Origin of the sequence: Gordonia sp. NB41Y, assembly GCF_030718915.1 — a bacterium.
GTDB lineage: Bacteria > Actinomycetota > Actinomycetes > Mycobacteriales > Mycobacteriaceae > Gordonia > Gordonia desulfuricans.
Genome location: NZ_CP132196.1, coordinates 1,968,600 through 1,994,250, shown reverse-complemented (window position 1 = coordinate 1,994,250; position 25,651 = coordinate 1,968,600). Strand labels below are relative to the sequence as shown.

Annotated in this window: 25 protein-coding genes; 23 read left to right on the top strand and 2 right to left on the bottom strand. The window is 68.8% G+C overall.

Going from position 1 to position 25,651, the window contains the following annotated elements; genetic code table 11:
- The first annotated feature begins 42 nt into the window (after positions 1 to 42).
- The 5 genes from Q9K23_RS08480 (at position 43) to Q9K23_RS08460 (ending at position 5,266) form a co-directional block, all read left to right on the top strand.
- The gene (locus Q9K23_RS08480; protein ID WP_020790589.1) at positions 43 to 1,644 is read left to right on the top strand and encodes a 4-coumarate--CoA ligase family protein; all 1,602 of its coding nucleotides are present in this window, start codon (positions 43 to 45) and stop codon (positions 1,642 to 1,644) included.
- Between the two features lie 128 nt (positions 1,645 to 1,772).
- On the top strand, positions 1,773 to 2,519 hold the full coding sequence (locus Q9K23_RS08475) for a phosphoglyceromutase (protein ID WP_053777010.1): 747 nt from the start codon (positions 1,773 to 1,775) through the stop codon (positions 2,517 to 2,519).
- A gap of 66 nt (positions 2,520 to 2,585) precedes the next feature.
- Complete coding sequence (locus Q9K23_RS08470; RefSeq protein WP_020790590.1) at positions 2,586 to 2,912, top strand: GNAT family N-acetyltransferase; 327 nt, start codon at positions 2,586 to 2,588, stop codon at positions 2,910 to 2,912.
- Positions 2,913 to 3,329: 417 nt separating this feature from the next.
- Positions 3,330 to 4,550 carry an ATP-binding protein gene (locus Q9K23_RS08465; RefSeq protein ID WP_020790591.1) on the top strand — a complete coding sequence of 407 codons (1,221 nt, stop codon included), beginning with the start codon at positions 3,330 to 3,332 and terminating at the stop codon, positions 4,548 to 4,550.
- Between the two features lie 29 nt (positions 4,551 to 4,579).
- Positions 4,580 to 5,266 carry a response regulator transcription factor gene (locus Q9K23_RS08460; RefSeq protein ID WP_020790587.1) on the top strand — a complete coding sequence of 229 codons (687 nt, stop codon included), beginning with the start codon at positions 4,580 to 4,582 and terminating at the stop codon, positions 5,264 to 5,266.
- A 56-nt stretch (positions 5,267 to 5,322) separates the two neighbouring features.
- On the opposite strand, the gene Q9K23_RS08455 is transcribed toward Q9K23_RS08460, so the two are convergent.
- Positions 5,323 to 6,153: a hypothetical protein gene (locus tag Q9K23_RS08455; RefSeq protein WP_020790593.1), complete on the bottom strand. Its 831-nt coding sequence runs from the start codon at positions 6,151 to 6,153 to the stop codon at positions 5,323 to 5,325.
- Between the two features lie 121 nt (positions 6,154 to 6,274).
- Between Q9K23_RS08455 and Q9K23_RS08450 the strand changes: the two genes are divergently transcribed.
- From Q9K23_RS08450 to Q9K23_RS08405, 10 genes are all read left to right on the top strand, one after another.
- Positions 6,275 to 7,270 carry a Ppx/GppA phosphatase family protein gene (locus Q9K23_RS08450; protein WP_152972702.1) on the top strand — a complete coding sequence of 332 codons (996 nt, stop codon included), beginning with the start codon at positions 6,275 to 6,277 and terminating at the stop codon, positions 7,268 to 7,270.
- Between the two features lie 50 nt (positions 7,271 to 7,320).
- The gene (locus Q9K23_RS08445) at positions 7,321 to 9,153 is read left to right on the top strand and encodes a DoxX family protein (protein WP_305950472.1); all 1,833 of its coding nucleotides are present in this window, start codon (positions 7,321 to 7,323) and stop codon (positions 9,151 to 9,153) included.
- Positions 9,154 to 9,185: 32 nt separating this feature from the next.
- Positions 9,186 to 10,049: a sugar phosphate isomerase/epimerase gene (locus tag Q9K23_RS08440; RefSeq protein ID WP_053777012.1), complete on the top strand. Its 864-nt coding sequence runs from the start codon at positions 9,186 to 9,188 to the stop codon at positions 10,047 to 10,049.
- 60 nt (positions 10,050 to 10,109) lie between these two features.
- On the top strand, positions 10,110 to 10,988 hold the full coding sequence (locus tag Q9K23_RS08435) for a thioesterase family protein (protein ID WP_053776996.1): 879 nt from the start codon (positions 10,110 to 10,112) through the stop codon (positions 10,986 to 10,988).
- A gap of 76 nt (positions 10,989 to 11,064) precedes the next feature.
- On the top strand, positions 11,065 to 11,895 hold the full coding sequence (gene proC / locus Q9K23_RS08430; RefSeq protein WP_020789781.1) for a pyrroline-5-carboxylate reductase: 831 nt from the start codon (positions 11,065 to 11,067) through the stop codon (positions 11,893 to 11,895).
- A gap of 220 nt (positions 11,896 to 12,115) precedes the next feature.
- Positions 12,116 to 12,349: a helix-turn-helix domain-containing protein gene (locus Q9K23_RS08425; RefSeq protein ID WP_053776997.1), complete on the top strand. Its 234-nt coding sequence runs from the start codon at positions 12,116 to 12,118 to the stop codon at positions 12,347 to 12,349.
- 259 nt (positions 12,350 to 12,608) lie between these two features.
- Positions 12,609 to 12,710 (top strand): AURKAIP1/COX24 domain-containing protein, encoded by a 102-nt coding sequence (locus Q9K23_RS08420; RefSeq protein ID WP_003402602.1) that lies wholly within the window; start codon positions 12,609 to 12,611, stop codon positions 12,708 to 12,710.
- A 219-nt stretch (positions 12,711 to 12,929) separates the two neighbouring features.
- On the top strand, positions 12,930 to 13,982 hold the full coding sequence (locus Q9K23_RS08415) for an NAD-dependent epimerase/dehydratase family protein (protein ID WP_053776998.1): 1,053 nt from the start codon (positions 12,930 to 12,932) through the stop codon (positions 13,980 to 13,982).
- Positions 13,983 to 14,130: 148 nt separating this feature from the next.
- Positions 14,131 to 15,270 carry a lysophospholipid acyltransferase family protein gene (locus Q9K23_RS08410; RefSeq protein WP_053776999.1) on the top strand — a complete coding sequence of 380 codons (1,140 nt, stop codon included), beginning with the start codon at positions 14,131 to 14,133 and terminating at the stop codon, positions 15,268 to 15,270.
- A 118-nt stretch (positions 15,271 to 15,388) separates the two neighbouring features.
- A complete protein-coding gene (locus Q9K23_RS08405) occupies positions 15,389 to 16,552 on the top strand; it encodes a zinc-binding dehydrogenase (RefSeq protein WP_053777000.1) in 1,164 nt (387 codons plus the stop codon).
- 45 nt (positions 16,553 to 16,597) lie between these two features.
- Here Q9K23_RS08405 and Q9K23_RS08400 read toward each other — a convergent pair whose 3' ends face one another.
- Positions 16,598 to 17,779, bottom strand: a complete 1,182-nt coding sequence (locus Q9K23_RS08400; protein WP_305950471.1) for an HAD-IB family hydrolase — start codon at positions 17,777 to 17,779, stop codon at positions 16,598 to 16,600.
- 113 nt (positions 17,780 to 17,892) lie between these two features.
- Here Q9K23_RS08400 and Q9K23_RS08395 point away from each other — a divergent pair, with 113 nt between their 5' ends.
- From Q9K23_RS08395 to Q9K23_RS08360, 8 genes are all read left to right on the top strand, one after another.
- Positions 17,893 to 18,153, top strand: a complete 261-nt coding sequence (locus Q9K23_RS08395) for a glutaredoxin family protein (protein WP_020793268.1) — start codon at positions 17,893 to 17,895, stop codon at positions 18,151 to 18,153.
- A 126-nt stretch (positions 18,154 to 18,279) separates the two neighbouring features.
- Positions 18,280 to 18,978: a redox-sensing transcriptional repressor Rex gene (locus Q9K23_RS08390; RefSeq protein ID WP_020793266.1), complete on the top strand. Its 699-nt coding sequence runs from the start codon at positions 18,280 to 18,282 to the stop codon at positions 18,976 to 18,978.
- Positions 18,979 to 18,998: 20 nt separating this feature from the next.
- Positions 18,999 to 20,384, top strand: a complete 1,386-nt coding sequence (locus Q9K23_RS08385) for a glutamyl-tRNA reductase (RefSeq protein ID WP_305950470.1) — start codon at positions 18,999 to 19,001, stop codon at positions 20,382 to 20,384.
- The gene (gene hemC / locus Q9K23_RS08380) at positions 20,381 to 21,328 is read left to right on the top strand and encodes a hydroxymethylbilane synthase (protein WP_020790239.1); all 948 of its coding nucleotides are present in this window, start codon (positions 20,381 to 20,383) and stop codon (positions 21,326 to 21,328) included. The genes Q9K23_RS08385 and hemC overlap by 4 nt, the downstream gene beginning before the upstream one ends.
- 53 nt (positions 21,329 to 21,381) lie before the next feature.
- Positions 21,382 to 23,136, top strand: coding sequence for a bifunctional uroporphyrinogen-III C-methyltransferase/uroporphyrinogen-III synthase (locus Q9K23_RS08375; RefSeq protein WP_053777002.1), 1,755 nt, complete (start codon positions 21,382 to 21,384; stop codon positions 23,134 to 23,136).
- A 14-nt stretch (positions 23,137 to 23,150) separates the two neighbouring features.
- Entirely contained in the window at positions 23,151 to 24,128 is a 978-nt protein-coding gene (gene hemB / locus Q9K23_RS08370; RefSeq protein WP_053777013.1) for a porphobilinogen synthase, read from the top strand.
- A 72-nt stretch (positions 24,129 to 24,200) separates the two neighbouring features.
- Complete coding sequence (locus Q9K23_RS08365) at positions 24,201 to 25,091, top strand: hypothetical protein (RefSeq protein WP_020793160.1); 891 nt, start codon at positions 24,201 to 24,203, stop codon at positions 25,089 to 25,091.
- 46 nt (positions 25,092 to 25,137) lie between these two features.
- The gene (locus tag Q9K23_RS08360; RefSeq protein WP_020793159.1) at positions 25,138 to 25,569 is read left to right on the top strand and encodes a hypothetical protein; all 432 of its coding nucleotides are present in this window, start codon (positions 25,138 to 25,140) and stop codon (positions 25,567 to 25,569) included.
- Positions 25,570 to 25,651 lie beyond the last annotated feature (82 nt).

Below are 25,651 nucleotides of genomic sequence, written 5' to 3'. Positions count from 1 at the left end.
TGTTAGGATTGCCCCACATTCCGCACCGCCGATGGAGATGCCATGAGCTTCACGAGTCCGTTTGCCGATGTCGAGATCCCCGATGTGAGCGTGTACGACTTCCTGTTCGGCGATATCGCCGAGGAAGATCTCGAGCGCATCGCACTGATCGACCCGAAGTCCGACACCAAGACCACCTACCGTCAGCTGATCGGTCAGATCGACGCTGCCGCCGGTGCTTTGGCTGCACGGGGCATCGGTGTCGGCGACGTGGTGGGTCTGCTGTCGCCGAACATCCCGGCGTTCGCGACGGTCTTCCACGGCATCCTGCGGGCGGGCGCCACCGCCACCACGCTCAACGCGCTGTTCACCGCACGTGAGATCGCCAAGCAACTGCGTGACTCGAAGGCCACGCTGCTGGTCACCATCTCGGCGCTGGCCCCGCAGGCCATCGAGGCGGCCGCCGAGGTCGGGATCGCCGCGGAGAACGTCGTCGTCCTCGACGGTGAGGGCCTCGAGGCGTCGGGGCATCCCAATGCCGTCGACCTGCTCGGCCCCAATCTGCCGGCGCCGGCGGTCTCCTTCGATCCGGCCACCCATCTCGCGGTACTGCCCTACAGTTCCGGGACCACCGGAAATCCCAAGGGCGTCATGCTCACCCACGCCAACCTGGTGTCGAATGTGGCGCAGATCCGCCCGCTGCAGGGCATGGGCGCCGACGACGTCATCGTCGCCGTGCTGCCGTTCTTCCACATCTACGGGATGACCGTGCTGCTCAACGCCGCACTCAAGGCCCGCGCGAGCCTGGTCGTGATGCCGCGCTTCGACCTGGTCGAGTTCCTGGAGAACATCCAGAACCACCGTGTCACCTACGCTTTCATCGCCCCGCCGGTGGCCGTGGCACTCGCCAAGCACCCGGTGGTGGAGAACTACGACCTCTCCTCGCTGCAGACCATCATGTCCGGCGCCGCCCCGCTCGACGACGAACTCGGCAAGGCCGTCGGCGCCCGCCTCGACGTCAACATGCTGCAGGGTTACGGCATGAGCGAGCTGTCGCCGGTCAGCCACCTGATCCCGGTGGACATGGCCGTGCTCGGTCTCCCGAAGCCGCCGCTGTCGTCGACCGGCTGGGCCGTGCCCAACTCCGAGAACAAGATCGTCGATCCGGCCACCGGTGAGGAGATCGCGCTGCCGGCCGAGGGACTGTCGGAGCCCGGCGAGCTGTGGATCAAGGGCCCCAACGTGATGGCCGGTTACCTCAACAACGACTCGGCCACCGCCGAGACCATCGACGCCGACGGCTTCCTGCACACCGGCGACATGGCGCAGGCCGACCCGACCGGGTGCATCTACATCGTCGACCGGCTCAAGGAGCTGATCAAGTACAAGGGCTACCAGGTGCCGCCCGCCGAGCTCGAGGCCCTGCTGCTGACCCACCCGAAGATCGCCGACACCGCGGTCGTCGGCACCACCGACGCCGACGGCGAGGAGATCCCGAAGGCGTTCGTCGTCAAGCAGCCCGGGACCGAGCTCGACGAGGCCGAGGTGATGGAGTTCGTCGCGGCAAAGGTGGCCCCGTACAAGAAGGTTCGCGTGGTGGAGTTCATCGAGGCCATCCCGAAGTCGGCCTCGGGCAAGATCCTGCGCAAGGATCTCCGCAAGTAGTTCGCAGTCCACACCGATGGCCGGTACCCGTATCCGCGGGTGCCGGCCATCGGCGTCGGCGGGGGGATGTGCCCCGGCGGTCCGGACATGACGCGAGCGTGGGGCACCGCTGTGAGAAACTGGCACGCATGAGCAACGGCACCCTCATCCTGATGCGTCACGGCGAGAGCGAGTGGAACGCGTCCAACCAGTTCACCGGCTGGGTCGACGTGGCCCTCACCGACAAGGGCAAGGCCGAGGCGGTGCGCGCCGGGCAGTTGCTCGTCGAGCACGACGTGCTTCCCGACATCCTCTACACCTCGCTGCTGCGCCGGGCGATCTCGACCGCACAGATCGCCCTCGACACCGCCGACCGTCACTGGATCCCGGTGACCCGCGACTGGCGTCTCAACGAGCGTCACTACGGTGCGCTGCAGGGGCTGAACAAGGCCGACACCCTGGAGAAGTACGGCCAGGAGCAGTTCATGCTGTGGCGTCGTAGCTACGACACCCCGCCGCCGGCGATCGAGGCCGACAGCCAGTACAGCCAGACCGGTGACCCGCGGTACGCCGATCTGGCCGAGGTGCCGCTGACCGAATGTCTGCAGGACGTCGTCGTGCGTCTGGTGCCCTACTTCGAAGAGGTCATCGCCGCCGATCTGCGGGCCGGCAAGACCGTGCTCGTCGCCGCACACGGCAACTCGCTGCGTGCGCTGGTCAAGTACCTCGACGGGATCTCCGACGCCGACATCGCTGGGCTGAACATCCCGACCGGGAACCCGCTGCGCTACGACCTGGACGGCGATCTCAAGCCGCTCAACCCGGGCGGGACCTACCTCGACCCCGAGGCGGCCGCCGCAGGTGCCGCCGCGGTCGCCGCGCAGGGGCAGAAGTAGCCCTTTTCGTGAGCCGTAACACAATTGTCATGGCGGCGATTGTGTGACCCGCGCTACATTGGGTCCATGGCAGATGTGGGGACACTGCGTATCGTGCATTCGCCTGCACGGGAACGCTACGAGGCGATTCTGAGTACCGACCCCGACGGCATGGGGGGTGACGAGACGGTCGGCTATGTCGACTACGTCTCCGAGACCTACCAGGTCGTGCTGACGCATACCGTGATCCCGGAGCACTACTCCGGGCGCGGTTATGCGGGGCAGCTCGTCCGGGCGGTACTCGACGACATCCGCGGCAGTGGGAAGCAGGTCGTGCCGGTCTGCTCCTACGTGCAGCGGTTCATCGAGCGGAATCCCGAGTACGCCGACATGGCGGTCGCGGTACCCCAGTAGGGGGTTTCCGACGCCGCGGGTCGCCGATGGGTGGTCACGTGACGATGGGTTGCGGCCTCGTTCCGGTCTCGGTGCGGGGGCTGTGACGTATGTCGGGTTTCCGCCGAACGGTGCGTGAACAACTGTCGAATAAATGCGACGAAAGTGTGTTCGCCGTTTCCGGGGTCGTAAGCTGCGAGTGTGAGCGCTGGATTCGTTGTTGCGGCCGTCGCGGCGATCGTCCTGGCGCTTCTCTTCGGAATCGTCCTGGGGCGTAGCGACCGCACCGCGCGGTTGGCGGCGCATCGTCGGCTCGCCCGGCATGCCCCCCGTGCGGCCCCGAGTGCGTCGACCCAGAGCGTGTCGACCCCGGGTGTGTCGACCCCCTCCGCGTCGGTCCCCTCGGTGTCGAAGCCCTCTGCGTTGAAGCCCTCTGCGTTGACCGATGTCTCCGCCCCCACCCCGGCCGACACCGAGGTGTTCGGCACCGATGCGCCCGTGCCCACCGATCGTCCCCGCGAGGTCTCCGAGGCCGCGGCCCTGCGGGTGACCGACGTCGCGTCGGTCACCGCCGACGGCCGGATGACCAAGGCGGGCCTGCTGAGCCTGATCGTGCGTCACACCGAGGTGGGGGTGGCCGTCGTCGACAGCTACCGCGACGTGGTGCTGTACAACCATCGGGCGATCGAACTGGGGATCGTCAACGACAGGCTGCTCGCCGACCCGGTCTGGGAGGCGGTCGTCTCCGTCCTCGAGACCGACGAGGACGAGCGTTTCGACTTCGTCCCGCCGATCTCGGCGCTCGGCTTCCTGGCCACCGGCCGGTCGTCGCGACGCGGTGCCGAGTCGGTGCGCTGTCTGGCCCGGCTGGTCGCCCAGGACGACGAGGAGTACGTCGTCATCTACGGCACCGACGACACCGAGAACATCCGGGTCGAGGCCACCCGCCGCGACTTCGTCGCGAATGTGTCGCACGAACTCAAGACGCCCGTCGGTGCGATCAGCCTGCTCGCCGAGGCCCTCCTCGAATCGGCCGACGACGCCGATTCGGTGCGGCACTTCGGTCATCGGGTGGTCGCCGAGGCCGGCCGGATGGGACGTATGGTCTCCGAGCTGATCGCCCTGTCGAGGCTCGAGGGCGGTGAGACCCCGGAGTTCACCGCGGTCGACGTCGACCAGCTGGTCGAGGATGCCGTCGAGGGGGCAGCGGTCAACGCGGAGGCCGCCGCGATCACGTTGCGCTGCGACGACAAGGTCGGGATCTCCGTGCACGGCGACCGGATGCTGTTGCTCACCGCGCTCAGCAACCTGCTGGTGAACGCCATCGCGTACTCGCCGGCCAACACCACGGTGTCGCTGAGCAGGCGCGTGACCGTCGCCGACGGTGTGCCGATGGTGGCGATCGCGGTGACCGACCGGGGGATCGGCATCCAGCCGAGTGACCAGCAGCGGGTGTTCGAGCGGTTCTTCCGCGTCGACAAGGCGCGGTCCCGGCACACCGGCGGCACCGGTCTGGGCCTGGCGATCGTCAAGCACGTCGCGGCCACCCATCACGGCAACATCAATCTGTGGAGCCAGCCCGGTACCGGCTCCACCTTCACCCTGTCGATCCCCCAGGACCTGGGGACCGACGACGCTGCACAGACGCAGATCGCATGAAAGCTCATGAAAGCTAAGGAGTCTCACAGGTGACGCACGTACTGATCGTCGAGGACGAGGAATCGTTGGCGGACCCGCTGGCGTTCCTCCTCCGCAAGGAGGGTTTCGAGGCGAGTGTCGTCAACGACGGCGCGCAGGCCCTCTCGACGTTCGAGCGCATCAGCCCAGACATCGTCCTGCTCGATCTCATGCTGCCCGGGATGTCGGGGACCGAGATCTGCAAGGCATTGCGGGCGCGTTCCAGTGTGCCGGTGATCATGGTGACCGCCCGCGACAGTGAGATCGACAAGGTGGTGGGCCTCGAACTCGGTGCCGACGACTATGTGACCAAGCCGTATTCGGCGCGTGAGCTGATCGCGCGGATTCGCGCGGTGCTACGCCGCGGCGGTGACTCGATGGACGAGGATCTCGCGATGTCGGTGCTCGAGGCCGGCCCGGTGCGGATGGACGTCGAACGGCACACCGTGGCCGTCAACGGAGATCCGATCACCTTGCCGCTCAAGGAGTTCGATCTCCTGGAGTACCTGCTGCGCAATTCCGGCCGGGTGCTCACCCGCGGTCAGCTGATCGACCGGGTGTGGGGTGCGGACTATGTGGGCGACACCAAGACCCTCGACGTGCACGTGAAACGTCTGCGGTCCAAGATCGAACCCGATCCGGCATCGCCGAAGCATCTGGTCACCGTCCGCGGCCTGGGGTACAAGTTCGAGCCCTGAGCCGATCGGGGCGGTGCGGATGGCCGGCCGCCGCCGGCCGGGCAACTCGACGACGTCTACTCGTCGTCGAGTTGCTCGTATTTGATGTCGGTCTCGCGGCGGGTGGTGGCCGCTGCGGTCGCGGGGTGAACGGCGATGAGCCCCAGCTGGGTTCGACGCCGGCAGGCGTCGGCGAGGACGTCGTAGGCGGCCTGTCCGATCAGCTCGATCAGTTCCGGCGCATACGACTGCCACACCGCGGTGGCGCCGACATGGGCATCCGGTGATCCCGAGCAGTACCACTTCAGGTCGTGGCCACCCTCGCCCCAGCCGCGTCGGTCGTACTCGGTGATGGTGGTGCGCAGCACCTCGGTGCCGTCGGGTCGCTCCACCCAGTCCTGTTCGCGGCGTACCGGAAGCTGCCAGCACACATCGGGTTTCACCGTCAGCGGTTCCAGACCCTTGCGTAATGCCATGGCGTGCAAGGCGCATCCCGGCCCGCGCTCGAAGTCGGGGCGGTTGAGGAAGATGCAGGCACCCTTGTGGCGACGTGTCTTGAGGGCGGGCTCGTCCTCCAACTCGTCCTCGACGAGGTAGCCGCGCGGGCCCAGCGGATCCTTGCCGGAGCCCTTCTTGTAGAACTGCCAGTCCTTCTCGGTCAGCATCGACACGCCGTGGGCGAGGCGTTTGCGGTCGTTCTTGTCCGACAGATAGGCGCCGTGCGAGCAGCAGCCGTCGTCGTCGCGGCCCTCCACGATGCCCTGGCATGCGGGTGTCCCGAAGACACACGTCCAGTGCGAGAGCAGCCAGGTCAGGTCGGCCTTGACGAGGTGGTCGGGATCGTCGGGATCGCCGAACTCATACCATTCGCGCGGAAAGTCGAGATCGACTTCCGGCGCGGGCTTCATGCGCGTGACGGTCCGAGATGAGGGCACATCCACAACGGTAGCCCGATCCGGCGCCGAACCTGTGGTCGGCGGCGGGGACCCATGCGTAGGTGTGCAACCGACGACGCATTACCGTGTATCCGTGCGCTTAGGAGTCCTCGACGTGGGCAGCAACACGGTCCACCTGCTCGTCGTCGATGCACATCGGGGCGGTCATCCGTCGCCGATGAGTTCAACCAAGTCGGTGTTGCGTCTGGCCGAGCACATCGACGGCAAGGGCCGGCTCGACGACGGGGCGGCCGAACGCCTCGTCGACTCGATCGCCGAGTTCACCCACATCGCCACCACCTCCGGGTGTTCGCAGATGATGGCGTTCGCCACCTCCGCGGTGCGCGATGCCACCAACTCGGACGCGGTGCTGGCACGCGTGGCCGCCAAGACCGGGGTGGATGTGGAGGTGCTGTCCGGCCGCGACGAGGCCCGCCTCACGTCGCTGGCCGTGCGGCGCTGGTACGGCTGGTCCGCCGGCCGCATCCTGGCCCTCGACATCGGTGGCGGCTCGCTGGAGATGTCCAACGGTGTCGACGAGGAGCCCGATGTGGCGTTGTCGGTGCCGTTCGGCGCGGGCCGGGTGACCCGCGACTGGCTGCCCGACGATCCGCCGGACCGCCGTCGGATCGGTGTGTTGCGCGACTGGCTGGACGCCGAGCTGCGTCCCGTCGCCAAGGAACTGCTGGAGCCGGGCAAGCCGGATATCGCGGTGGGCACGTCGAAGACCTTCCGCAGCCTGGCGCGGCTGACCGGTGCCGCCCCGTCCGGGGCCGGACCGCGCGTCAAACGCACCCTCACCGCGAGTGGTCTGCGCCAGCTGATCGCCTTCATCTCCCGGATGACCCGGTCCGACCGTGCCGAGCTCGAAGGCGTCAGCGCCGATCGCTCCGGACAGCTCGTGGCCGGTGCGCTGGTCGCCGAGGCGACGATGCGGGCACTCGGTGTCGATACACTGGAGATCTGTCCGTGGGCGTTGCGCGAAGGTGTGATCCTTCGCCGCCTCGACGCAGAGCCGGCCGACCTGACGGATCCGGTGGTCGCGGGCAGCGGGGGCAGCGGAAGCGGCGGGGGCAGAGACGCACGCTGACGTGGCCTGCGGCACCCCGGCACGACCTGAAGGACGGAGAGCGCACAGCCATGGCGAATGATCCCGGGAAGAAAGATTCGGGGCCCGACTCGCGGCCGATCTCGGTATCCGAGTTGTTGGCGCGATCCCGGTCCGACGACGAGGCGCCGAGTACGGCATCGGGCGGACGTGAGGGGCGCGGACGTCGACGTGCCGGTCGGTCCGGCACGGTCTCGGTGTCGGAGCTGACCGGTGAGATCCCGGCGATCACCACCGGACCCGAGGACACCGACGAGCAGGCGAGTGGTCCGTCCGCCACCCCGTCCGGTGCACCCGAACCCCCGAGCGCACCCGAACCCCCGAGCGCACCCACCGGCTCGAGCACACCCGCCGCAGGTGGGCCGACCGCGTTCCCGCGGTCGGGTGACCCGGTCGCGCGTCGGACCGCCGACACCCGTCCCCAGTCCGCTCCGTCCCCGTTCGCGCGGCCGACCACGGGGTACACGGCCAGCGGGATGCCCGGATTCACGCCACCGCCCACGCGCGACTTCCACTCCGGTGACGTCGCCGACCGGCTCGACACCGTCCCTGCCGCCGATCAGGGAGTCGACGAGTCGTCGAACGAGGTCACCGGGATCATCCCGGTGGTCGCCGACACCGCGCCGCACGCCGACGACGCCGCCGACGGTGGCCGCTTCGGTGAGGTGATGGACGACTTCGACGCCTACCGCAACTTCGCCGACGTCGAGGTCCCGGACGAGGAACCCAAGAAGAAGCGGGGCTGGTTCTCGCGGCGCAAGAAGGCCGACGCCGCCCCGTCACGCGCGTCCGCTGCCAAGAACGGGACGCCGGCACCGGCTGCACCGATCCCGGTTCCGGCCGCCGAACCGGTTGTCCCGGCCCCCGAGCAGTCCACCCCCGAGCAGTCCACCCCCGAGCAGTCCACCCCCGAGCAGCCGGCCGGTACCGACTCGGCCGACACCGAGTGGGCCACTGTTCCCGACACCGATGTCGCCCGCGACGACTCCACCGCGGAGTCGGCCGGAGCCGCCGCTGCCGAGGCGTCCGCCACGGAGGCCGAGAACGCCTCCGAGGTCACCAGCGCCATCCCACCGGTCACCGACGCCCCCGAGGAGCCGGCGGACACCGAACCCGAGCCGGATGCGCCGGGCGCGCTCGGCCTCCTCGCCGGCACCGCCTCGGTCGGGACCACCGTCGAGTCCGACGACCCGGCCTTCGCCGAGAACGTCGAGACCTACACCGGTGCCGGCGTCGCCGGTGGTGCGGCACCGGACAGTGGGTTCGCAGACACCACAGCAACCGAGACCACAGCAGCCGTCACAGCACCGGACACCGCAGCACCGGACACCGATGCACCGGACACCGATGCACCGGACACCCTGGCACCGCACACGGCGGCCGCCGGGACGGCCGAGGACACCGGCGAGGACACCGCACTGATGTCGCTCGCCGATCTCGACGACGACCGGCCCGACGATGCCGGACCCGCCGCCGCCACCGAGACCGCAGCGGCCGCCGAGACCGGCGCCCCGGCGAAGTCCAAGGCCGAGCTGCGGGCCGAGGCCAAGGCGGCCAAGCAGGCCGCCAAGGCGGAGAAGGCAGAGAAGGCCGGGAAGACCGAACGGTCGCCCGCGATGGCGTGGCTGGCCCTGATCGCCGAGGTCGTTGTCGGTCTGGCGGTCGGCGTCGGCCTGTTCTGGGGCTTCACCGAGCTGTGGCGCTGGAACGTCTACTTCGCGCTGGTGCTCGCGGTGCTGGTGATCTTCGGCATCGTCACGTTCTCGCATCTGGTGCGCAAGTCCAACGACCTGATCACCACGTTGCTGGCGCTCGCCGTGGGACTGATCGTCACCATCGGTCCACTCGTCCTGCTGGCGACGTGACCGCACCCGGCAGCTTCTCCGGCGCACATCCGATGGCCGCCGACATCCCGATCGGGTTGTCGACGGCCTCGGTGTATCCGCAGAACACCGAGGCCGCCTTCGGCTATGCCGCCGAACTCGGCTACGACGGCGTGGAGCTGATGGTCTGGGGCGACCCGGTCAGCCAGGACATCCGCCACATCGAGTACCTCTCGGAGCGGTATCAGGTCCCGGTGTTGTCGGTGCATGCGCCGTGTCTGCTGATCTCGCAGCGTGTGTGGGGCCGTGATCCTCTCCGCAAACTCGCCCGCTCGGCGGAGGCGGCCGAGATCCTCGGCGCCTCGACCGTCGTCGTCCACCCGCCGTTCCGCTGGCAGCGCGAGTACGTCGAGGCCTTCGACGACACCGTCGGTGAACTGTCGGAGTCCAGCGGTGTGGCCGTCGCGGTGGAGAACATGTTCCCGATGCGGGCCGACCGGCTGTTCGGGGCGGGCGCGCGCTCGGCGCAGCGGATGGTCCGCCGCGGTGGCGGTCCCGGTGCGTCGATGTCGGCGTTCGGCAAGTCGATCGATCCCACCGACGACGGCTACGACCACTACACCCTCGACCTGTCGCACTCGGCGACCGCGGGCACCGACGCCCTCGGACTCTACGAGCGCATGGCGGGCAATCTGTCGCATCTGCACCTGGCCGACGGTTCGGGGGCAGCCCACGACGAACACCTCATCCCCGGCGACGGGTCGCAGCCGTGCGCCGAGGTGTGCCGCCGGATCGCGCAGAGCGACTTCGCCGGTGCGGTGGTCCTCGAGGTCACCACGTCGTCGGCGCGAACCAAGCCCGAACGGCGCGCCATGCTGGCCCGTTCGCTAGATTTTGCGCGACAGCATCTCAAACGCGAGGCGAGTCGCACCGGCTAGTCCGGTGGCCGGCCGCCCGGACACACGGCCGGTCGGACCCGATGGCCGTCGGAAGGTGACATGAGCGACAAGCTGACCGCCCTGCTGGATCTGACCCGGGTCGGCGAGGTCCGGACCGACGGCGAGTTCCCCGAGCTCACCTACACCGCGGTCATCGATCCCGCGTTCACCATCGGTCCCAAGGTGCACGGCGGGTCGATGCAGATGATCGTCGCGCGGGCGGCCCGCCGCGCTCGCGACGACTTCGCCGCCGCGTCGGGGGAGGCGTCGACCGGCGGGTCCGACATCGTGCCGGTGGCCATCGCCAGCGACTTCCTGTCGGCCCCGGACCCGGCCGAGGTCACCCTCACCGTCTCGCTGCGCAAGCGGGGCCGGCAGGTGACGCTGATGCGGGTCGATCTCGCGCAGAACGGCCGCACCATGGTGTCGTCGTCGGTGACCCTGGCACGTCACGACCACGGCACCCCGCATCATTCGGCCCCGACGCTGCTCGACGACACCCCGGTCACCCCGCCCGCGGGCGGTATCGATGTGCACGACTCACCGGTCGGCAAGGTCGTCCACCTCGGTGAGGCGCTGGACTTCGTCCTCGACGCCGAGTCCTTCCCGGTGGTCCGCGGGGAACGGGGTGAGCCGGTCGTGCGTGGCTGGACCCGGCCCAAGGGGATCGAACCCGACGCCGACTTCGCGGTGCTGGTCTGTGACATCTCGCCGCCGGTGGTGATGAACCTCGCCCTGTTCGGCTGGGCGCCGACGGTGCAGCTGACCACCTACATCCGACGTGATCCGGCTCCCGGATGGCTGCGTTTCGTGGCGACGAGCACTGAGGTCGGGCCCGGAATGTTCGAGGAGGACCACCTCGTGGTGGACTCGACGGGGACGGTCGTCGCGCAGTCGCGGCAGCTCGCCCTGATCCCGGCCGAACACGATTCGAAGTGACCGGCATCGCCGGTGGACCGGCCGGACCCTTGCCCGTGCAAGGCAGACCATCGTTTAGCAGAAAGGCTGTTCACTCGTGACCGAACGCATCGCCATCGTCGGGGGCGGCAAGATCGGTGAGGCACTCCTCGCCGGACTCATCGGATCGGGCAAACCCACCAAGGACCTCGTCGTCGTCGAGCGGGTTCCGGCGCGGGCCGCCGAGATCGCCGACGAATACGGGGTGCTGGTCACCGACGACGTGGTCGTCGCGGCCGAGTCCGCGCAGTTCGTGTTCCTGGCGGTCAAGCCCGACGACGTCGAGCCGGTGCTGCGCAAGCTGGCCACCGCCGACGACACCGCCGACACCGAGCGCGTCACCGTGTCCCTGGCCGCCGGCGTCACGCTGGCCCGCTGCGAGAAGCTGCTGCAGGCCGGATCACCGGTCATCCGGGTCATGCCGAACACCCCGATGCTGGTCAACGAGGCCATGTCCGCGGTGTCGGCGGGGCGCCACGTCGACGAGGGACAGCTCGCTGCGGTCACCCGTCTGCTGGAGTCGGTCGGCCGCGTCGCGGTGGTGCCGGAGAAGCAGATGGATGCGGTCACCGCCGTGTCCGGTTCGGGACCGGCCTATGTCTTCCTGATGGCCGAGGCCCTGATCGATTCGGGTGTCTCACTGGGCCTGACCCGCGCGCAGGCCACCGAGATGGCCGTTCAGACCATCCGCGGTGCGGGCATCCTGCTCAGCGATTCCGGCCTGTCGCCGGTGGATCTGCGGGCCGCGGTCACCTCACCGGGCGGTACCACCGCAGCGGCCGTCCGTGAGCTCGAATCGCACGGGTTCCGGGGCGCCTTCTATGCCGGTACCCAGGCCGCCGCCGACGTCTCCGCACGGGCTGGACGTCGAGTGGACCTTGAGGGTTAGGGCTCTCGAGGCACTTTCGGGCGAATCCCACAACTAGTGGTCAAGATCCAGACGACCACAGTATGTTGTGGTCAGAGTCGTCAAATCGCCCAAATCTTGGCCACTCCCGTCGCTTTTTTCACACCAGCCACGCTAAGCTTCTCCAAGCACGTGCGTGTCTGATGTCCGCCGGAGGGGAAGCCGGCGGCCGCGACACGTGCTCCGGAGGTATGAGAATTTCATGGCACCTGCAGAGACCCCAGGAGATAGGCCGGCCGCGGTGAGCAGCACGGCGTCCGGCTCGCAGTTCCTCACCGTCGCCGAGGTCGCCTCGCTGATGCGTGTGTCCAAGATGACGGTCTACCGTCTCGTGCACAGCGGCGAACTGCCCGCCGTCCGAGTGGGCCGGTCGTTCCGCGTCCACGCCAAGGCGGTGCACGACTACCTCGAGACCTCGTACTTCGACGCCGGCTAGTCCTCCGGGACGGTTCGCGTCGGGGTGCGTACCCCTCGTCCGGCACGGCCGGATCTCGTCCGGAACATGGTTGTGCCGGGGGTGATCCGGCCGTGCCGTCGTCGTGATGGGGGACGATTCCCGGTTTTGCGGGGGTTGATTTCTGTTCGGGCGGGGGCGGCCGGTAGTGTTGACGGTTGCGTACCGGTGAACGCGACTTGCACGCGTGGTCACGACCTGCCGGTCACAGAACATTGCATTGAAGTGAGGAAGCACCCCGATGGGCTCAGTGATCAAGAAGCGCCGCAAGCGCATGTCGAAGAAGAAGCACCGCAAGCTGCTCCGTCGCACCCGGGTGCAGCGTCGCAAGCTCGGTAAGTGAGCCGACTCGGGTTCTGAGCCGTCCCGGCCCCGCCGGGTCCGGTTCACCCACGAGTCCGTGTTCAGGGCGCCTCCACCTCGGATGGGCGCCCTTTCGCGTTCCCTGGGCCCGTTTCCCTGCCGCCCGGTCCTGCCGCCCGGTCCCGCCGACCGGGTACTCGAGCCCGGGCCGTGACCGTGCACCGCTCGCCACCGGTCCGGATGCCCTAGCCTGGTCCCCATGGCAGACGCGTCCGAACACCGGCCCCGGACGGTGCTCGTCACCGGGGCATCGACGTTCCTCGGCGGCTATCTGGTGGCGCGGCTCGCGAACAACCCCGACATCGCACGGGTGATCGCGGTCGACTCCCGTGTGCCCCGCAAGGACCTGATGCGCCGGATGGGGCGTGCGGAGTTCCTGCGGATCGACATCCGACGTCCCGCGATCGCCAAGGCCATCGCGAACTGCAACGTCGACACCGTCGTGCACGCCGCCACCTCGATCATGGACACCGCGCCGCATTCGACGGCGATCAAGGAGTTCAACCTGCTCGGTGCGATGCAGGTGTGCGCCGCAGCGCAGCGCAGTCCCTCGGTCAAACGCATCGTGCTGCGGTCGACGGCCATGGTCTACGGCGCCAGTTCCGGCGATCCCTCGCATTTCTCCGAGGAGATCCCGGCCAAACGCGAGCCGACCCGCGGGTACGGCCGTGATCTGCTCGACGCCGAGGGATATGTCCGCGGGCTGGGTCGCCGGCGCCAGGACATCGACGTCACTATCGTGCGCCCGCAGGCGATTCTCGGACCGCGGATCAACACCCGGATGGGGTCGTATCTCTCCTTGCCCGTGGTGCCCACCGTGATCGGTTTCCAGCCGCGGCTGCAGTTCCTGCACGAGGAGGACGCCCTCGCCGCGATGGAGCACGCCACGCTGGCCGGCAAGGTCGGCACGTTCAACGTCGCCGCCGACGGCGTCGTCACCCTCACCCAGGCGATCCGGCGGATCGGTCATCTCGAACTCCCGGTGCCCAGTCAGCTGCTCGCGCCGATCACCGGCGTGCTGCAGGATCTGCGATCGGCCAAACTGCGGAGTTCGCAGACCGATTTCCTCACCTACGGTCGGGTCCTCGACACCTCTCGGATGCGGACCGAGTTCGGCTTCGCGCCGCGGTACACGACGATGGAGACCCTCGACGACTTCATCTCGCGTAGCGGGGTGACCCCGGTGATCGAGCCCGGCGCCTGGCGGGGCCTCGAGAAGCGGATCGTGTCGACGGCATTGCAGCTGAGATGAGAGTCGGTCATGTCGGACGTTTGCGGACTCCCCTGTGCAGACGTCCGCTCGGGGCCGTACTATTGGGTGCCATACCGGTCCGGAGCGATTGCACACATCACCTGAGACCGGATTCGGTAACCGAGATCACTGTGGGGGTGACGAGGTAGTGGGTGGACCCATCCCTGAGACACGCACCGCCAAGGTCATCCAACTCTATGCAAGCCCTGACGTCCGTCGTCCTGCGGGTGGCGTCGACGCCGGCAAGGGGAGACATCCCAGTCAGCACGGGGTCTCTCGCGCGTCCCGGCAGGCCGAGCCGGCCGGACATCCCAACACCGACGGATTCGGGATCACACCGGCATCGGTGACACCGATCAGTGACGAGGTCGTCGTCGACGAGACGCTGGGCGCAGAACATCGGCCGGTCCGTTCCTCGCCGCTGTTCAGTTTCGGTGGGGTTCGCGGCGCGGTCGCTGACACCCTCACCGCCACAGCGGGTTTCATCCGTGAGCGGATGACCGGTGACTACGAGGTGGACGACTTCGGATTCGACCCGCACTTCACCGATTCGGTGTGGTTCCCGGCGATCCGGCAGATCTACGAGAAGTGGTTCCGGGTCGAGGTGTCGGGGGTGGAGAACCTGCCCCGCGAGGGCGGTGCACTGCTCGTCGCCAATCACGCCGGTTCCATCCCGGTGGACGCGATCATGACCTCACTGGCCGTGCGCGACAACCATCCGACCGGCAGGTACCTGCGAATCCTCGCCGCCGACATGGCATTCGACTCTCCGGGCGTCGGTGAGGTGGCACGCCGGATCGGTGCGACGCTCGCGTGCAACCAAGACGCCGACCGGCTGCTGCGTCAGGGCGAGCTGACCGCGGTGTGGCCGGAGGGCTACAAGGGGATCGGCAAACTGTACAAGGACCGCTACAAGTTGCAGCGGTTCGGCCGTGGTGGATTCGTCACCACCGCCTTGCGGAATGCGGCCCCGATCATTCCGGTGTCGATCGTCGGATCAGAGGAAATCTATCCGATGATCAGCGATCTCAAACCCTTGGCGCGCATTCTCGGAATGCCCTACATTCCGATCACGCCGACATTTCCGTGGCTCGGGCCGCTCGGACTCGTTCCGTTGCCGTCCAAGTGGCACATCCACTTTGGTCGTCCGATCGAGACCGGAGGATATGACGAGTCCTCCGCCGACGACCCGATGGTGGTCTTCGATCTGACCGACCACGTCCGCGAGGAAATCCAGCAGACGCTCTTCCGGATGCTCAGTCGCCGCGGCAGCGTCTATTTCGGCTGAACCGTCTGGGTTCGGATCGGGTTGATCGTTTCGGTTGATCCCTTCGCTTTCGGCCCTGTGCTCCGGCGGGGCGCTAATCTCGTCACCACACGGTGCGACGATGCATGGGAGGAATCGGATGCGGGCAGTGGTCTGTCACCAGGGGGAGCTGAGCGTCGAGGAACTCGACGCACCGCAACCCGGCAAGGGCGAGATGGTGCTGCGCGTGCGGCGCGCGGGGATCTGCGGGTCCGACCTGCATGCGCGCACCCACAGCGACGACACCGCCGACGCGGCCGCGGAGGTCGGCTACGCCGATTTCATGCGCGCCGAGCAGTCGGTGGTCATGGGACACGAGTTCGTCGGCGAGGTGGTCTCCTACGGGCCCGGGTGCCGCAAGAAGTGGGCGCCGGGTACCGCGGTGGTGGCGCTGCCGATGGTTCGCGGTGAGCACGGCCCGCAGCTGACCGGACTGTCCCGACTCGCCCCCGGCGCCTACGCCGATTTCGTCGTGACCAGCGAGGACATGACGATCGCGGTACCCGACGGGGTGTCCCTGGACTCCGCCGCACTCACCGAGCCGATGGCGGTGGCCTACCACGCGGTGCGCCGCGGGGAGGTGGGGCGCCGTGATGTTGCCGTGGTGATCGGTTGCGGCCCAATCGGTCTGGCCGTCATCTCGATCCTGAAGGCGACCGGTGTGCGGACCGTCGTCGCCTCCGACCTGTCGGCCGGGCGCCGCGATCTGGCCCGCCGGGTCGGCGCCGACGTCGTCGTCGATCCCATCGTCGAGTCGCCGTGGGACGTCGTCGTGGCGAAGGGCAAGTACGTCGCCACCGCCGAGCAGCTGTTCGGGGCGGCCTTCGACGGCATGCGCACGCTGCGCCGGATCCCGCTGGTGCCGTGGGCGTCGATGTTCCATCTGGCCGACCGGCTCGGGGCCACCCCGACGGGACCGGTGGTCTTCGAATGCGTCGGCGTACCCGGCATGATCGACCACGCGATGTCCGGCGCGCCGCTGCGGTCGCGGATCGTGGTGGTGGGGGTCTGTATGGGTGCCGACCGCATCCGACCGGTCGTGGGCATCAACAAGGAGCTCGATCTGCGGTTCGTCTTCGGCTACGACCCGGCGGAGTTCCACGACACCCTGCAGCTGATCGCCGACGGCAAGGTGGACGTGACACCGCTGATCACCGCCACGGTCGGCCTGGACGGCGTGGCGAACGCCTTCGAGGCGCTCGGCTCGGCCGAACACCACGCCAAGGTGCTGATCGACCCCACCTCGACGGTCACCACCCTGTAGCCGCGCCGGTCGGCGCGGGCCGCGCCGGCGGTGCGTACTGGGAGCTCAGCGCCCCCGGATCAGCCGCACCGCCGCGGCGGCACCGCCACCGGCCGCACCCACCACCAGTGCGCCGCCGACACCGTACTTGGCGGCCTTGCGGGCGGTGCGGAAGTCGTACATCTCCCAGCCACGCACCTTGGCCACATCGCGCAGGTCGGCGTCGGGATTGATCGCCACCGCGGTACCCACCAGCGAGAGCATCGGCACGTCGTTGTGGGAGTCGGAGTAGGCGGTGCACCGCTTGAGGTTCAGTCCCTCGCGAATTGCCAACGCGCGCACCGCATGTGCCTTACCCGGTCCGTGCAGGATGTCGCCGACGAGACGTCCGGTGAACACCCCGTCCTTGCTCTCGGCGACCGTTCCCAGCGCACCGGTCAGCCCGAGCCGGTCGGCGATCGTCTGTGCGAGTTCCACCGGGGTCGCGGTCACCAGCCACACCTGTTGCCCGGCGTCGAGGTGGCGTTGCGCCAGTGCCCGCGTGCCCGGCCAGATCTTGTCGGCGATGTACTCGTCGTAGATCTCCTCGCCGAGTTCGGCCAGCTCCGACGTCGGCCGCCCGGCGATGAAGCTCAGTGCCTTCTCCCGGCCCTCGGCGACGTCGTCGGCGTTCTCCTTGCCGGTGATCCGGAACTTCGCCTGGGTCCACGCGAAGTCGAGCACATCGGAGTACGAGAAGTACTTGCGGGCGGCGAGGCCGCGGGCGAAGTGCACGATCGACGCGCCCTGGACCAAGGTGTTGTCGACGTCGAAGAAGGCCGCCGCGGTCAGGTCGCGGGGTGCGTCGGGATCTTCGACGACCGGTGGCCCGGCCCGCAGCGCCGCCACCGCGGCACGGGCGCTGGCCTCACCGGCAAGGGTCTGACGCAGCTCCTGTGCGGTCTGCCGGAACCGGCCGCCCGCGGCGCTGGCACGCTCGGCGATCCAGGCGGTGACGCGGCTGCTCTCGTCGTCCTCGGCCGACTCGTCGTCCTCGGCGGGGCCGTCGGCGTCGTCATCATCATCGGACACCGCCCCGCCGTCGACCTGTTCGGCGTGCGCCTCCCAGTCCTCACCGGAGGGCTCGGTTCCGGTCTCGGTCGGTCCGGCGTCGCCGGTCACGGCCTCACCGGACATGTTCTCCGCAGCCACGTCCGAATCCGGCCGGACGTCTCCCGGATTCGCGTCACCATCAGCGGTCACACCCACAGTTCACACCTCCATGACGGCCCGTCGACGGGCTGTTGGGGCTCGACGAGTACAGCCTAGCCGGGGTGTCAGACTGTTCTGGCGAGCAACCAACACCGAACGGGAGAACGCCCATGTCGATCACCCTGCTGAGCCGCGACGGCTGTGCGGCCTGCCGGACCGCCGCCGCCGATCTGCGTCGGATCTGTACCGAACTGGGCACCGATTTCGAGACCGTCGACGTCGACGCCGCGGCGGCCGCCGGTGATCGGGAACTGCGTGCCGAGTTCGGCGACCGGCTGCCGGTGGTGTTGCTCGACGGCGAGGAGCACAGCTACTGGGAGGTCGACGAGCCGCGACTGCGTGCCGATCTGGCCGCCCGCGCCGCCCGCTGAGACCTGATCGGACGGACAGGTCGGGGTGGACGCGACGGGCATTGTGCACCGGTATACGCTGATCCGCAACCAGGGGCCCGGTGGCCTTCCCCGGCCGCGCGGAACGGTGAAAGTGGGTGTGCGGGAATGAGCGTCAACTCGACGACGGGTGCCATCCCGCAGCCGTCGGTGGCCCGGCTGGCCACCTATCTGCACGTCCTGCGTGCATTTTCCCAGCGCGGCGTGGTGCTGGCCTCCAGCCGCCAGCTCGCCACGGCGGCCGGCGTCAACCCGGCGATCCTCCGCAAGGACCTGTCCTACGTCGGGGCGAACGGCGTCCGCGGCGTCGGCTACGACGTGGGCAAGCTCACGGCCCGGATCTCCATCGCGCTGCACACCGACAACGACCAGACGGTCGCCCTCGCCGGAGCCGGACGACTCGGCCGGGCCCTGCTCGACCACACCGGTCTGGGCCGCGGGTTCCGGGTGGTGGCGCTGTTCGACGACGATCCGGCGGTCATCGGTCGAGAGCTGGCCCCGCAGGCACCCGCGGTGGTCCCGCTGACCGACATCGAGAAGGTCTGCACGGATCCGGAGGTGGGACCGATCGAGATCGGCGTGGTGGCGACCCCCGACGAGCAGGCACAGGCCGTCGCCGACGCCTTCGCGGCGGTGGGGGTGCGGCAGTTGCTGAACGTCACGCAGATCACCTTGTCCACGGACTCCGATGTCGTCGTCCGGCAGGTTGATCTAGCCTTGGAGCTACAGGTATTGGCATTTCAGGCGTCGCGTGTCCTGATGGGGTCCCGCAACGCAGGTGAACTGCGTGCAGTGGTGGACCGGTAGGTGAAGAAAACGGTGACGACGTGAGTGTTTTGTTGTTCGGTGTCTCGCATCGGAGTGCGCCCGTGGAGGTGCTCGAGCGGATCTCGGTCTCCGAGTACGACCGCCCGAAGCTGATCGACGACCTGTTGTCGTCGCAGGCGGTCTCCGAGGCGATGCTGGTCTCGACCTGCAACCGGATCGAGATCTACGCGGTCGTCGACGCCTTCCACCCCGCGCTCGAGGCGGTCGGCACGGTCATCGGTGACCACTCCGGCCTCACCGTCAACGAGCTCACCCCGCACGCCTACGTGCGGTATTCCGAGGCCGCGGTCGAGCATCTGTTCACCGTCGCCGCCGGACTCGACTCCCTGGTCGTCGGCGAACAGCAGATCCTCGGCCAGATCCGCAACGCCTACCTCGACGCCGACTCCAACCACAGTGCGGGCACCGTCCTGCACGAGCTGGCCCAGCAGGCGCTGCGCGTCGGCAAACGGGTGCACAGCGAGACCGGTATCGATCGTGCGGGCGCCTCGGTGGTGTCGGTGGCCCTGCACCGCGCCCAGGTGCTCCTGGCCGGCTGCGGGGCAGCCAGGGCGCGTTCGGCGGTCGTCGTCGGTGCCGGGGCGATGGGTGGCCTGGCCACCGCACACCTGGCCCGTGAGGGCGTCGCGCGGATGACCGTGGTCAACCGCACCGTCGCCAACGCCGAGCATCTCGCCGGCAACATCGCGGCCAACCACGGCATCGAGGTGGCGGGCGTCGGATTCGACGACCTGCCCGCCGCGATGGCCGACGCCGATGTCGTCGTCGCGTGTACCGGTTCGGTCGGCTCGGTGATCGGGGTCGGTGACGTGCACTCGGCACTGGCCGCCCGCGGCCGCACCGCCGACGCCGACAAGCCCCTCGTGATCTGCGACCTGGGCCTGCCCCGCAACGTCGACCCGGCCGCGGCACGCCTGCCCGGTGTGCACGTGGTGGACATCGCCGGCCTGCGCGGTGACGCCGGCGCCAAGGCCGCCGAGGACGACACCCTGGCCGCCCGTTCGATCGTCGCCGGCGAGCTGGCCGACTACCTGACCGCACAGCGCCAGGCCGAGGTCACCCCGACCGTCGCCGCGCTGCGTCAGCGCGCCGCCGACGTCGTCGAGGCCGAGATCCTGCGCCTGGAGGCCAAGCTGCCCGGACTCGACGACCCGCAGCGTGACGAGGTCGCCAAGGCCGTCCGCCGCGTCGTCGACAAGCTGCTGCACGCACCGACGGTGCGCGTCAAACAGCTCGCCGCCACGCCGAACGGCGACCACTACGCCGAGGCACTGCGCGAGTTGTTCGAACTCAAGCCCGGATCGGTGGAGGCGGTGTCGGCTCCCGAGGGTCGGCGCGGTGTCTCCGACGCCGACCGGGATTCCACCGAACAGGGAGAACGGTGACCAAGCCCACTGACCGGGACGTCATTCGCGTCGGCACCCGAGGGTCGTTGCTGGCCCGCACCCAGACGCAGACCATCGTCGATGCGATCATCGCCGCCGGCCATCCGGCAGAGCCGGTGATCATCCGGACCGCCGGGGACGACTCCGCCGCACCGGTCGCCGAGATCGGCATCGGGGTGTTCACCAAGGCGATCCGCGATGCGCTGCACTCCGGCCAGATCGACGTCGCCGTGCACTCCTACAAGGATCTGCCCACCGCACCCGATCCGGGGCTGGTGATCGCCGCCGTCCCGCTGCGCGAGGATCCCCGAGATGCCCTGGTCAGCAGGGATGGCAAGGTCCTCGGAGAGCTTCCGCCGGGCTCGATGATCGGGACCTCGGCCCCGCGACGGGCGGCGCAGCTTAGAGCATTGGGTCTCGGTTTGGAAATCCGCCCCCTAAGAGGCAACCTTGATTCTCGGTTGGGCAAAGTCGCAGATGGTGAACTCGATGCAGTCATCGTCGCACGAGCCGGGCTCGTACGAATCGGAAGGGCCGATGTGGTCACCGAGGCGTTCGATCCGGTGGTCCTGTTGCCGGCACCGGCACAGGGCGCGTTGGCCGTGGAGTGCCGCTCCGACGATGCCGAACTGGTGAGAACCCTCGCCGAGTTGGACGACGCGTCCACCCGAGCATCGGTCGACGCCGAACGCGCAGTACTCGCGACCCTCGAGGCCGGTTGTACTGCTCCGGTCGGAGCGATCGCCGAGGTGGTCGAGTCGCTCGACGACGACGGGCACATCATCGCCGAACTGTCGCTTCGTGCGGTAGTGGCGGCCGAGGACGGATCCGATGTGATCCGCGCCTCGGTGGTGGGTCCGGTCGAACGCGCCGATCAGCTGGGTAGGGAACTCGCGGCCGAACTGCTGGAACTGGGAGCGGGCGAACTCGTCGACACTCCCTAGTTCCGGCAAGGAACTGCAGCCCTCCGCATGTGGGGGCAGGAGAGTGCGAACGCATGAGCCGTACGACGAAGAAGGCCAATCCGGGACGGATTCTGTTCGTGGGATCCGGACCCGGGGACCCAGACCTGCTGACCGTGCGGGCGCGGAGCGTCATCACCTCCGCGACCACCGCCTACGTCGATCCCGACGTCCCGGCTACCGTGGTCGCGATGATCGGTGCCGACCACCGCGAACAACCCGCCGACGACCAGCGCCGATCGACGTCCAAGGCCAAGAAGGACCAGGCCGCCAAGGATCAGGCGAAAGCCGACGCCACCACGACCGACGACGCCACCTCGTCGACCGGGGCGGACGCCACGACCGGCGATGCCAAGGCCCCGGACGCCAAGGCTGCCGACACCAAGAGCGCGGAGAAGTCCGCCGAGGAGCCCGAGGACCAGATCGTCCGTCCGGCGCTGGGTGACCCGAGCGAGGTCGCCAAGACCCTCGTGGCGGCCGCCAAGGCCGGCGACGACGTGGTCCGCGTGGTCTCGGGCGATCCGCTGACCACCGACTCGGTGCTCGCCGAGGTCAACGCCGTGGCCCGGACCTCGGTGACCTTCGAGGTGCTGCCCGGTCTGCCCGCCGCATCGGTGGTGCCCAGCTACGCCGGCATGCCGCTCGGTTCGCGGCACACCGAGGCCGATGTCCGCGCCGAGGGTGTGGACTGGGCGGCCCTGGCCGCCGCTCCCGGCCCGCTGGTGCTGCACGCGACGTCGGGTCACCTGGCCGAGACCGCGAGTGCGCTGACCGAGCACGGGCTGGCCCCGCAGACGCCGGTCGCGATCACGATCAACGGCACCACCTGCGCCCAGCGCACCATCGAGGCCACCCTCGCCACGCTCAACGAGCAGGGCAATGCGCTGACCGGTCCGCTGATCCTCACGATCGGCCAGGTCGTGACCCAGCGCGGCAAGCTCTCCTGGTGGGAGTCGCGCGCGCTGTACGGCTGGACCGTGCTGGTGCCGCGCACCAAGGACCAGGCCGCCGACATGAGCGACCGTCTGGTCAGCCACGGTGCCATCCCGAAGGAGGTCCCGACCATCGCGGTCGAGCCGCCGCGCAGCCCCGCCCAGATGGAGCGGGCGGTCAAGGGTCTGGTCGACGGCCGCTACCAGTGGGTGGTGTTCACCTCCACCAACTCGGTGCGTGCGGTCTGGGAGAAGTTCGCCGAGTTCGGTCTGGACGCGCGGGCCTTCTCCGGTGTCAAGATCGCCTGTGTCGGTGAGGCCACCGCCGCCAAGGTGCGGGCCTTCGGGATCAACCCGGAGCTGGTGCCGTCGGGGGAGCAGTCCTCGCTCGGGCTGCTCGAGGACTTCCCGCCGTACGACGACGTCTTCGATCCGGTGGACCGAATCCTGTTGCCGCGCGCCGACATCGCCACCGAGACCCTGTCCGAGGGGCTGCGTGAGCGCGGGTGGGAGATCGACGACGTGACCGCCTACCGCACCGTCCGGGCCGCTCCGCCGCCCGCCCAGACCCGCGAGATGATCAAGACCGGCGGCTTCGACGCCGTGTGCTTCACCTCCAGCTCCACCGTCCGCAACCTGGTCGGTATCGCCGGAAAGCCGCACGCGCGCACCATCGTTGCCTGCATCGGTCCCAAGACCGCCGAGACCGCAACGGAATTCGGTCTGCGCGTGGACGTGCAGCCGGAGAACGCCTCGGTCACCGAGCTGGTCGACGCGCTCGCCGAGCATGCCGCACGGCTGCGCGCCGAGGGGGCCTTGCCCCCGCCGCGCAAGAAGACGCGGCGGTCGCGGTCCTGAGGGTGGTGCACGAGATGAGCCCGGTGATCCGCCCCCGGCGGTTGCGGACGACCCCGGCGATGCGTCGCCTGGTGGCCGAGACCGTCCTGGCGCCACAGGATCTGGTGCTGCCGATGTTCGTCGCCGACGGCATCGACACCCCGCGTGAGATCGCGTCGATGCCCGGCGTCGTGCAGCACACCGAGGACTCGCTGCGTGCGGCCGCCGAGGAGGCGATCCGCGCCGGGGTCGGCGGGCTCATGCTGTTCGGGGTGCCCGACGCGGCCGCCAAGGACGCCCAGGGATCGGGTGCCGATGCGCCCGACGGTGTGCTGAACCGCGCATTGCGTCTGCTGCGCAAGGACTTCGGTGACGATACCGTCCTGATGGCCGACACCTGCCTGGACGAGTTCACCGACCACGGCCACTGCGGTGTGCTGGATTCCGCCGGTCGCGTCGACAACGACGCCACCCTGGACCGCTACATCTCGATGTCGTTGGCGCAGGCCCGGTCCGGTGCGCATCTGCTCGGTCCGAGCGGGATGATGGACGGTCAGGTCGCGGCCATCCGCGAGGCGCTCGACGCCGAGGGGTTCACCGACACCGGCATCCTCGCGTACTCGGCGAAGTACGCGTCGGCGTTCTACGGTCCGTTCCGTGAGGCCGTCGGCTCGTCGTTGCAGGGTGATCGCCGGACCTACCAACAGGATTCCGCCAACCGGGTGGAGTCGCTGCGGGAGGTGCGTCTGGATCTCGACGAGGGTGCCGACATCGTGATGGTCAAGCCTGCGATGAGCTATCTCGACATCCTGCGCGACGTCGCCGAGATCGCCGACGTGCCGGTCGCGGCCTATCAGATCAGCGGTGAGTACTCGATGATCACCGCCGCCGCCGAACGCGGCTGGATCGATCGGGATGCCGCCATCGCCGAGTCGCTGACCTCGATCAAGCGTGCCGGGGCCTCGATCATCCTCACCTACTGGGCCACGGAGATGGCCGGCCGACTCCGCTGAGGCGGGCGGTCGTCGCACCTGCAGGGTCGCGGCGGCCGACCCGCTCGCGTCGAAGTGACTAACCTGGGGGATATGTCAGCATCCCCCGACCCGGTTCAGTCCTCCGGGCCGCACTCGGCCGACGAGCCCGACGGCTCCCGGCCGAGACTTCCCGAATCCATCGTCATCGCATCCGAACTGTGGATCGTGGTGATCCTGGCGCACATCGTCACCCTCGTGGCGACCTATGACCAGCAACGTGCGCAGTACCTCGACATGGTCGAGGGGATGGTGAAGGACGCCACCGCCGAACAACGTGACCTGATCACGTCGTCGGGTCTGTTCATCGGTTCGCTGGTGGTCGGTGCGGTGATCCAGTTCGGGGTGGCCATCGTCCTGATCCTGCTGACGCGCCGCGGTTACAACTGGGCACGGTTCCTGATCGGCGCGATCAGCATGTACCTGGTGATCACCACGTTCTTCACGCTGTTCGCCGATGTCTCGCCGGCGTGGGTGATGGTGCCGACCGTGATCGGCGGGGTCGCCGCACTCGGCGCGGTGGTGCTGTTCCTGCGCCGCGACTCCGATACGTACTGCAAGAAGATGGCGACGTTCCGGCGCGAGTCCAAGCGGCCGAAGGAACCGCCGCTTCCGTCGATGGTCTACCCGGGCGGCCAGTACCCGGGCGGCCAGTATCCGGGCAACCAGTACCCGGGGTGGTCCGCCCATCCGGGACAGACCCCGTATCCCACGCAGAACCCGTATCCGTCCGCACCGCCGCCGGGTCAGTACCCGGACGCGGGACGGTATCCGCCTGCTCCGGATGCCAACCGGCCGACCTCACCGCCGTCCGGTGGGTATCCTTCGATGCCGTCGGCACCCGCCGAATCGCAGTACCCGCCAGCCACCAACAGCGACGATGAAGCCGGAGACGATGACCCGAACCGCCAGCACCCCGGGGGCAAATCCAGTGAACAGGCCTGATCCCGCGCGCCGACCGAGCCTCGTCGTCTGGGCGTACCGCTGTTGGGTGACGTCGGGTGCGTTGCTCATCCTGCTGGGGATCGGGTTCGTACTGTTGGGGGTGTTCGCATCGGGTGCGACACTGGCGCCGGTCGGCATCGGCGTGCTGGTCGCGGCGGTCGGTGCGGCGATCGCCCTGATGGGCACCAAGGCCTACACCGGCGACGAGCGCTGGCGGTCCTCCCTGGCCGCGCTGACCCTCGTGTCGGTGGCGATGCTGTTGATCCTGAGCTTCCTGGCGATGTTCCTGGCGTTCGCGCTGCTCGCCGCGATCGTCGGACTGTTCGGTTCGTTGCTGGCCTACCGGCCGGAGTCGGATGCGTGGTTCACCGGCAAGGACCCGGCCGAGGTGGCCGAGCAGCAGCGCGGACGCCGCACCAAACGGTCCGCCAAGGGCGCTACCGGGCGGGGCAAGAAGCCGGGGCGGAGCTCTTCGTGAGTGGTGCGTCGACGCCTTCGGGCGGCCCGGAACCCACCGATGACGAGGCGGGCCGGGCGGCCGGGACCCCCGACGCAGACAG

What these genes read in the sequence shown, in the direction of transcription:
- Q9K23_RS08480 (WP_020790589.1), top strand. Translation starts at nt 43, where the DNA reads ATGAGCTTCACGAGTCCGTTTGCCGATGTCGAGATCCCCGATGTGAGC.
- Q9K23_RS08475 (WP_053777010.1), top strand. Translation starts at nt 1,773, where the DNA reads ATGAGCAACGGCACCCTCATCCTGATGCGTCACGGCGAGAGCGAGTGG.
- Q9K23_RS08470 (WP_020790590.1), top strand. Translation starts at nt 2,586, where the DNA reads ATGGCAGATGTGGGGACACTGCGTATCGTGCATTCGCCTGCACGGGAA.
- Q9K23_RS08455 (WP_020790593.1), bottom strand. Translation starts at nt 6,153, where the DNA reads ATGAAGCCCGCGCCGGAAGTCGATCTCGACTTTCCGCGCGAATGGTAT.
- Q9K23_RS08445 (WP_305950472.1), top strand. Translation starts at nt 7,321, where the DNA reads ATGGCGAATGATCCCGGGAAGAAAGATTCGGGGCCCGACTCGCGGCCG.
- Q9K23_RS08440 (WP_053777012.1), top strand. Translation starts at nt 9,186, where the DNA reads ATGGCCGCCGACATCCCGATCGGGTTGTCGACGGCCTCGGTGTATCCG.
- Q9K23_RS08435 (WP_053776996.1), top strand. Translation starts at nt 10,110, where the DNA reads ATGAGCGACAAGCTGACCGCCCTGCTGGATCTGACCCGGGTCGGCGAG.
- Q9K23_RS08425 (WP_053776997.1), top strand. Translation starts at nt 12,116, where the DNA reads ATGGCACCTGCAGAGACCCCAGGAGATAGGCCGGCCGCGGTGAGCAGC.
- Q9K23_RS08420 (WP_003402602.1), top strand. Translation starts at nt 12,609, where the DNA reads ATGGGCTCAGTGATCAAGAAGCGCCGCAAGCGCATGTCGAAGAAGAAG.
- Q9K23_RS08415 (WP_053776998.1), top strand. Translation starts at nt 12,930, where the DNA reads ATGGCAGACGCGTCCGAACACCGGCCCCGGACGGTGCTCGTCACCGGG.
- Q9K23_RS08405 (WP_053777000.1), top strand. Translation starts at nt 15,389, where the DNA reads ATGCGGGCAGTGGTCTGTCACCAGGGGGAGCTGAGCGTCGAGGAACTC.
- Q9K23_RS08395 (WP_020793268.1), top strand. Translation starts at nt 17,893, where the DNA reads ATGTCGATCACCCTGCTGAGCCGCGACGGCTGTGCGGCCTGCCGGACC.
- Q9K23_RS08390 (WP_020793266.1), top strand. Translation starts at nt 18,280, where the DNA reads ATGAGCGTCAACTCGACGACGGGTGCCATCCCGCAGCCGTCGGTGGCC.
- Q9K23_RS08375 (WP_053777002.1), top strand. Translation starts at nt 21,382, where the DNA reads ATGAGCCGTACGACGAAGAAGGCCAATCCGGGACGGATTCTGTTCGTG.
- hemB (WP_053777013.1), top strand. Translation starts at nt 23,151, where the DNA reads ATGAGCCCGGTGATCCGCCCCCGGCGGTTGCGGACGACCCCGGCGATG.
- Q9K23_RS08365 (WP_020793160.1), top strand. Translation starts at nt 24,201, where the DNA reads ATGTCAGCATCCCCCGACCCGGTTCAGTCCTCCGGGCCGCACTCGGCC.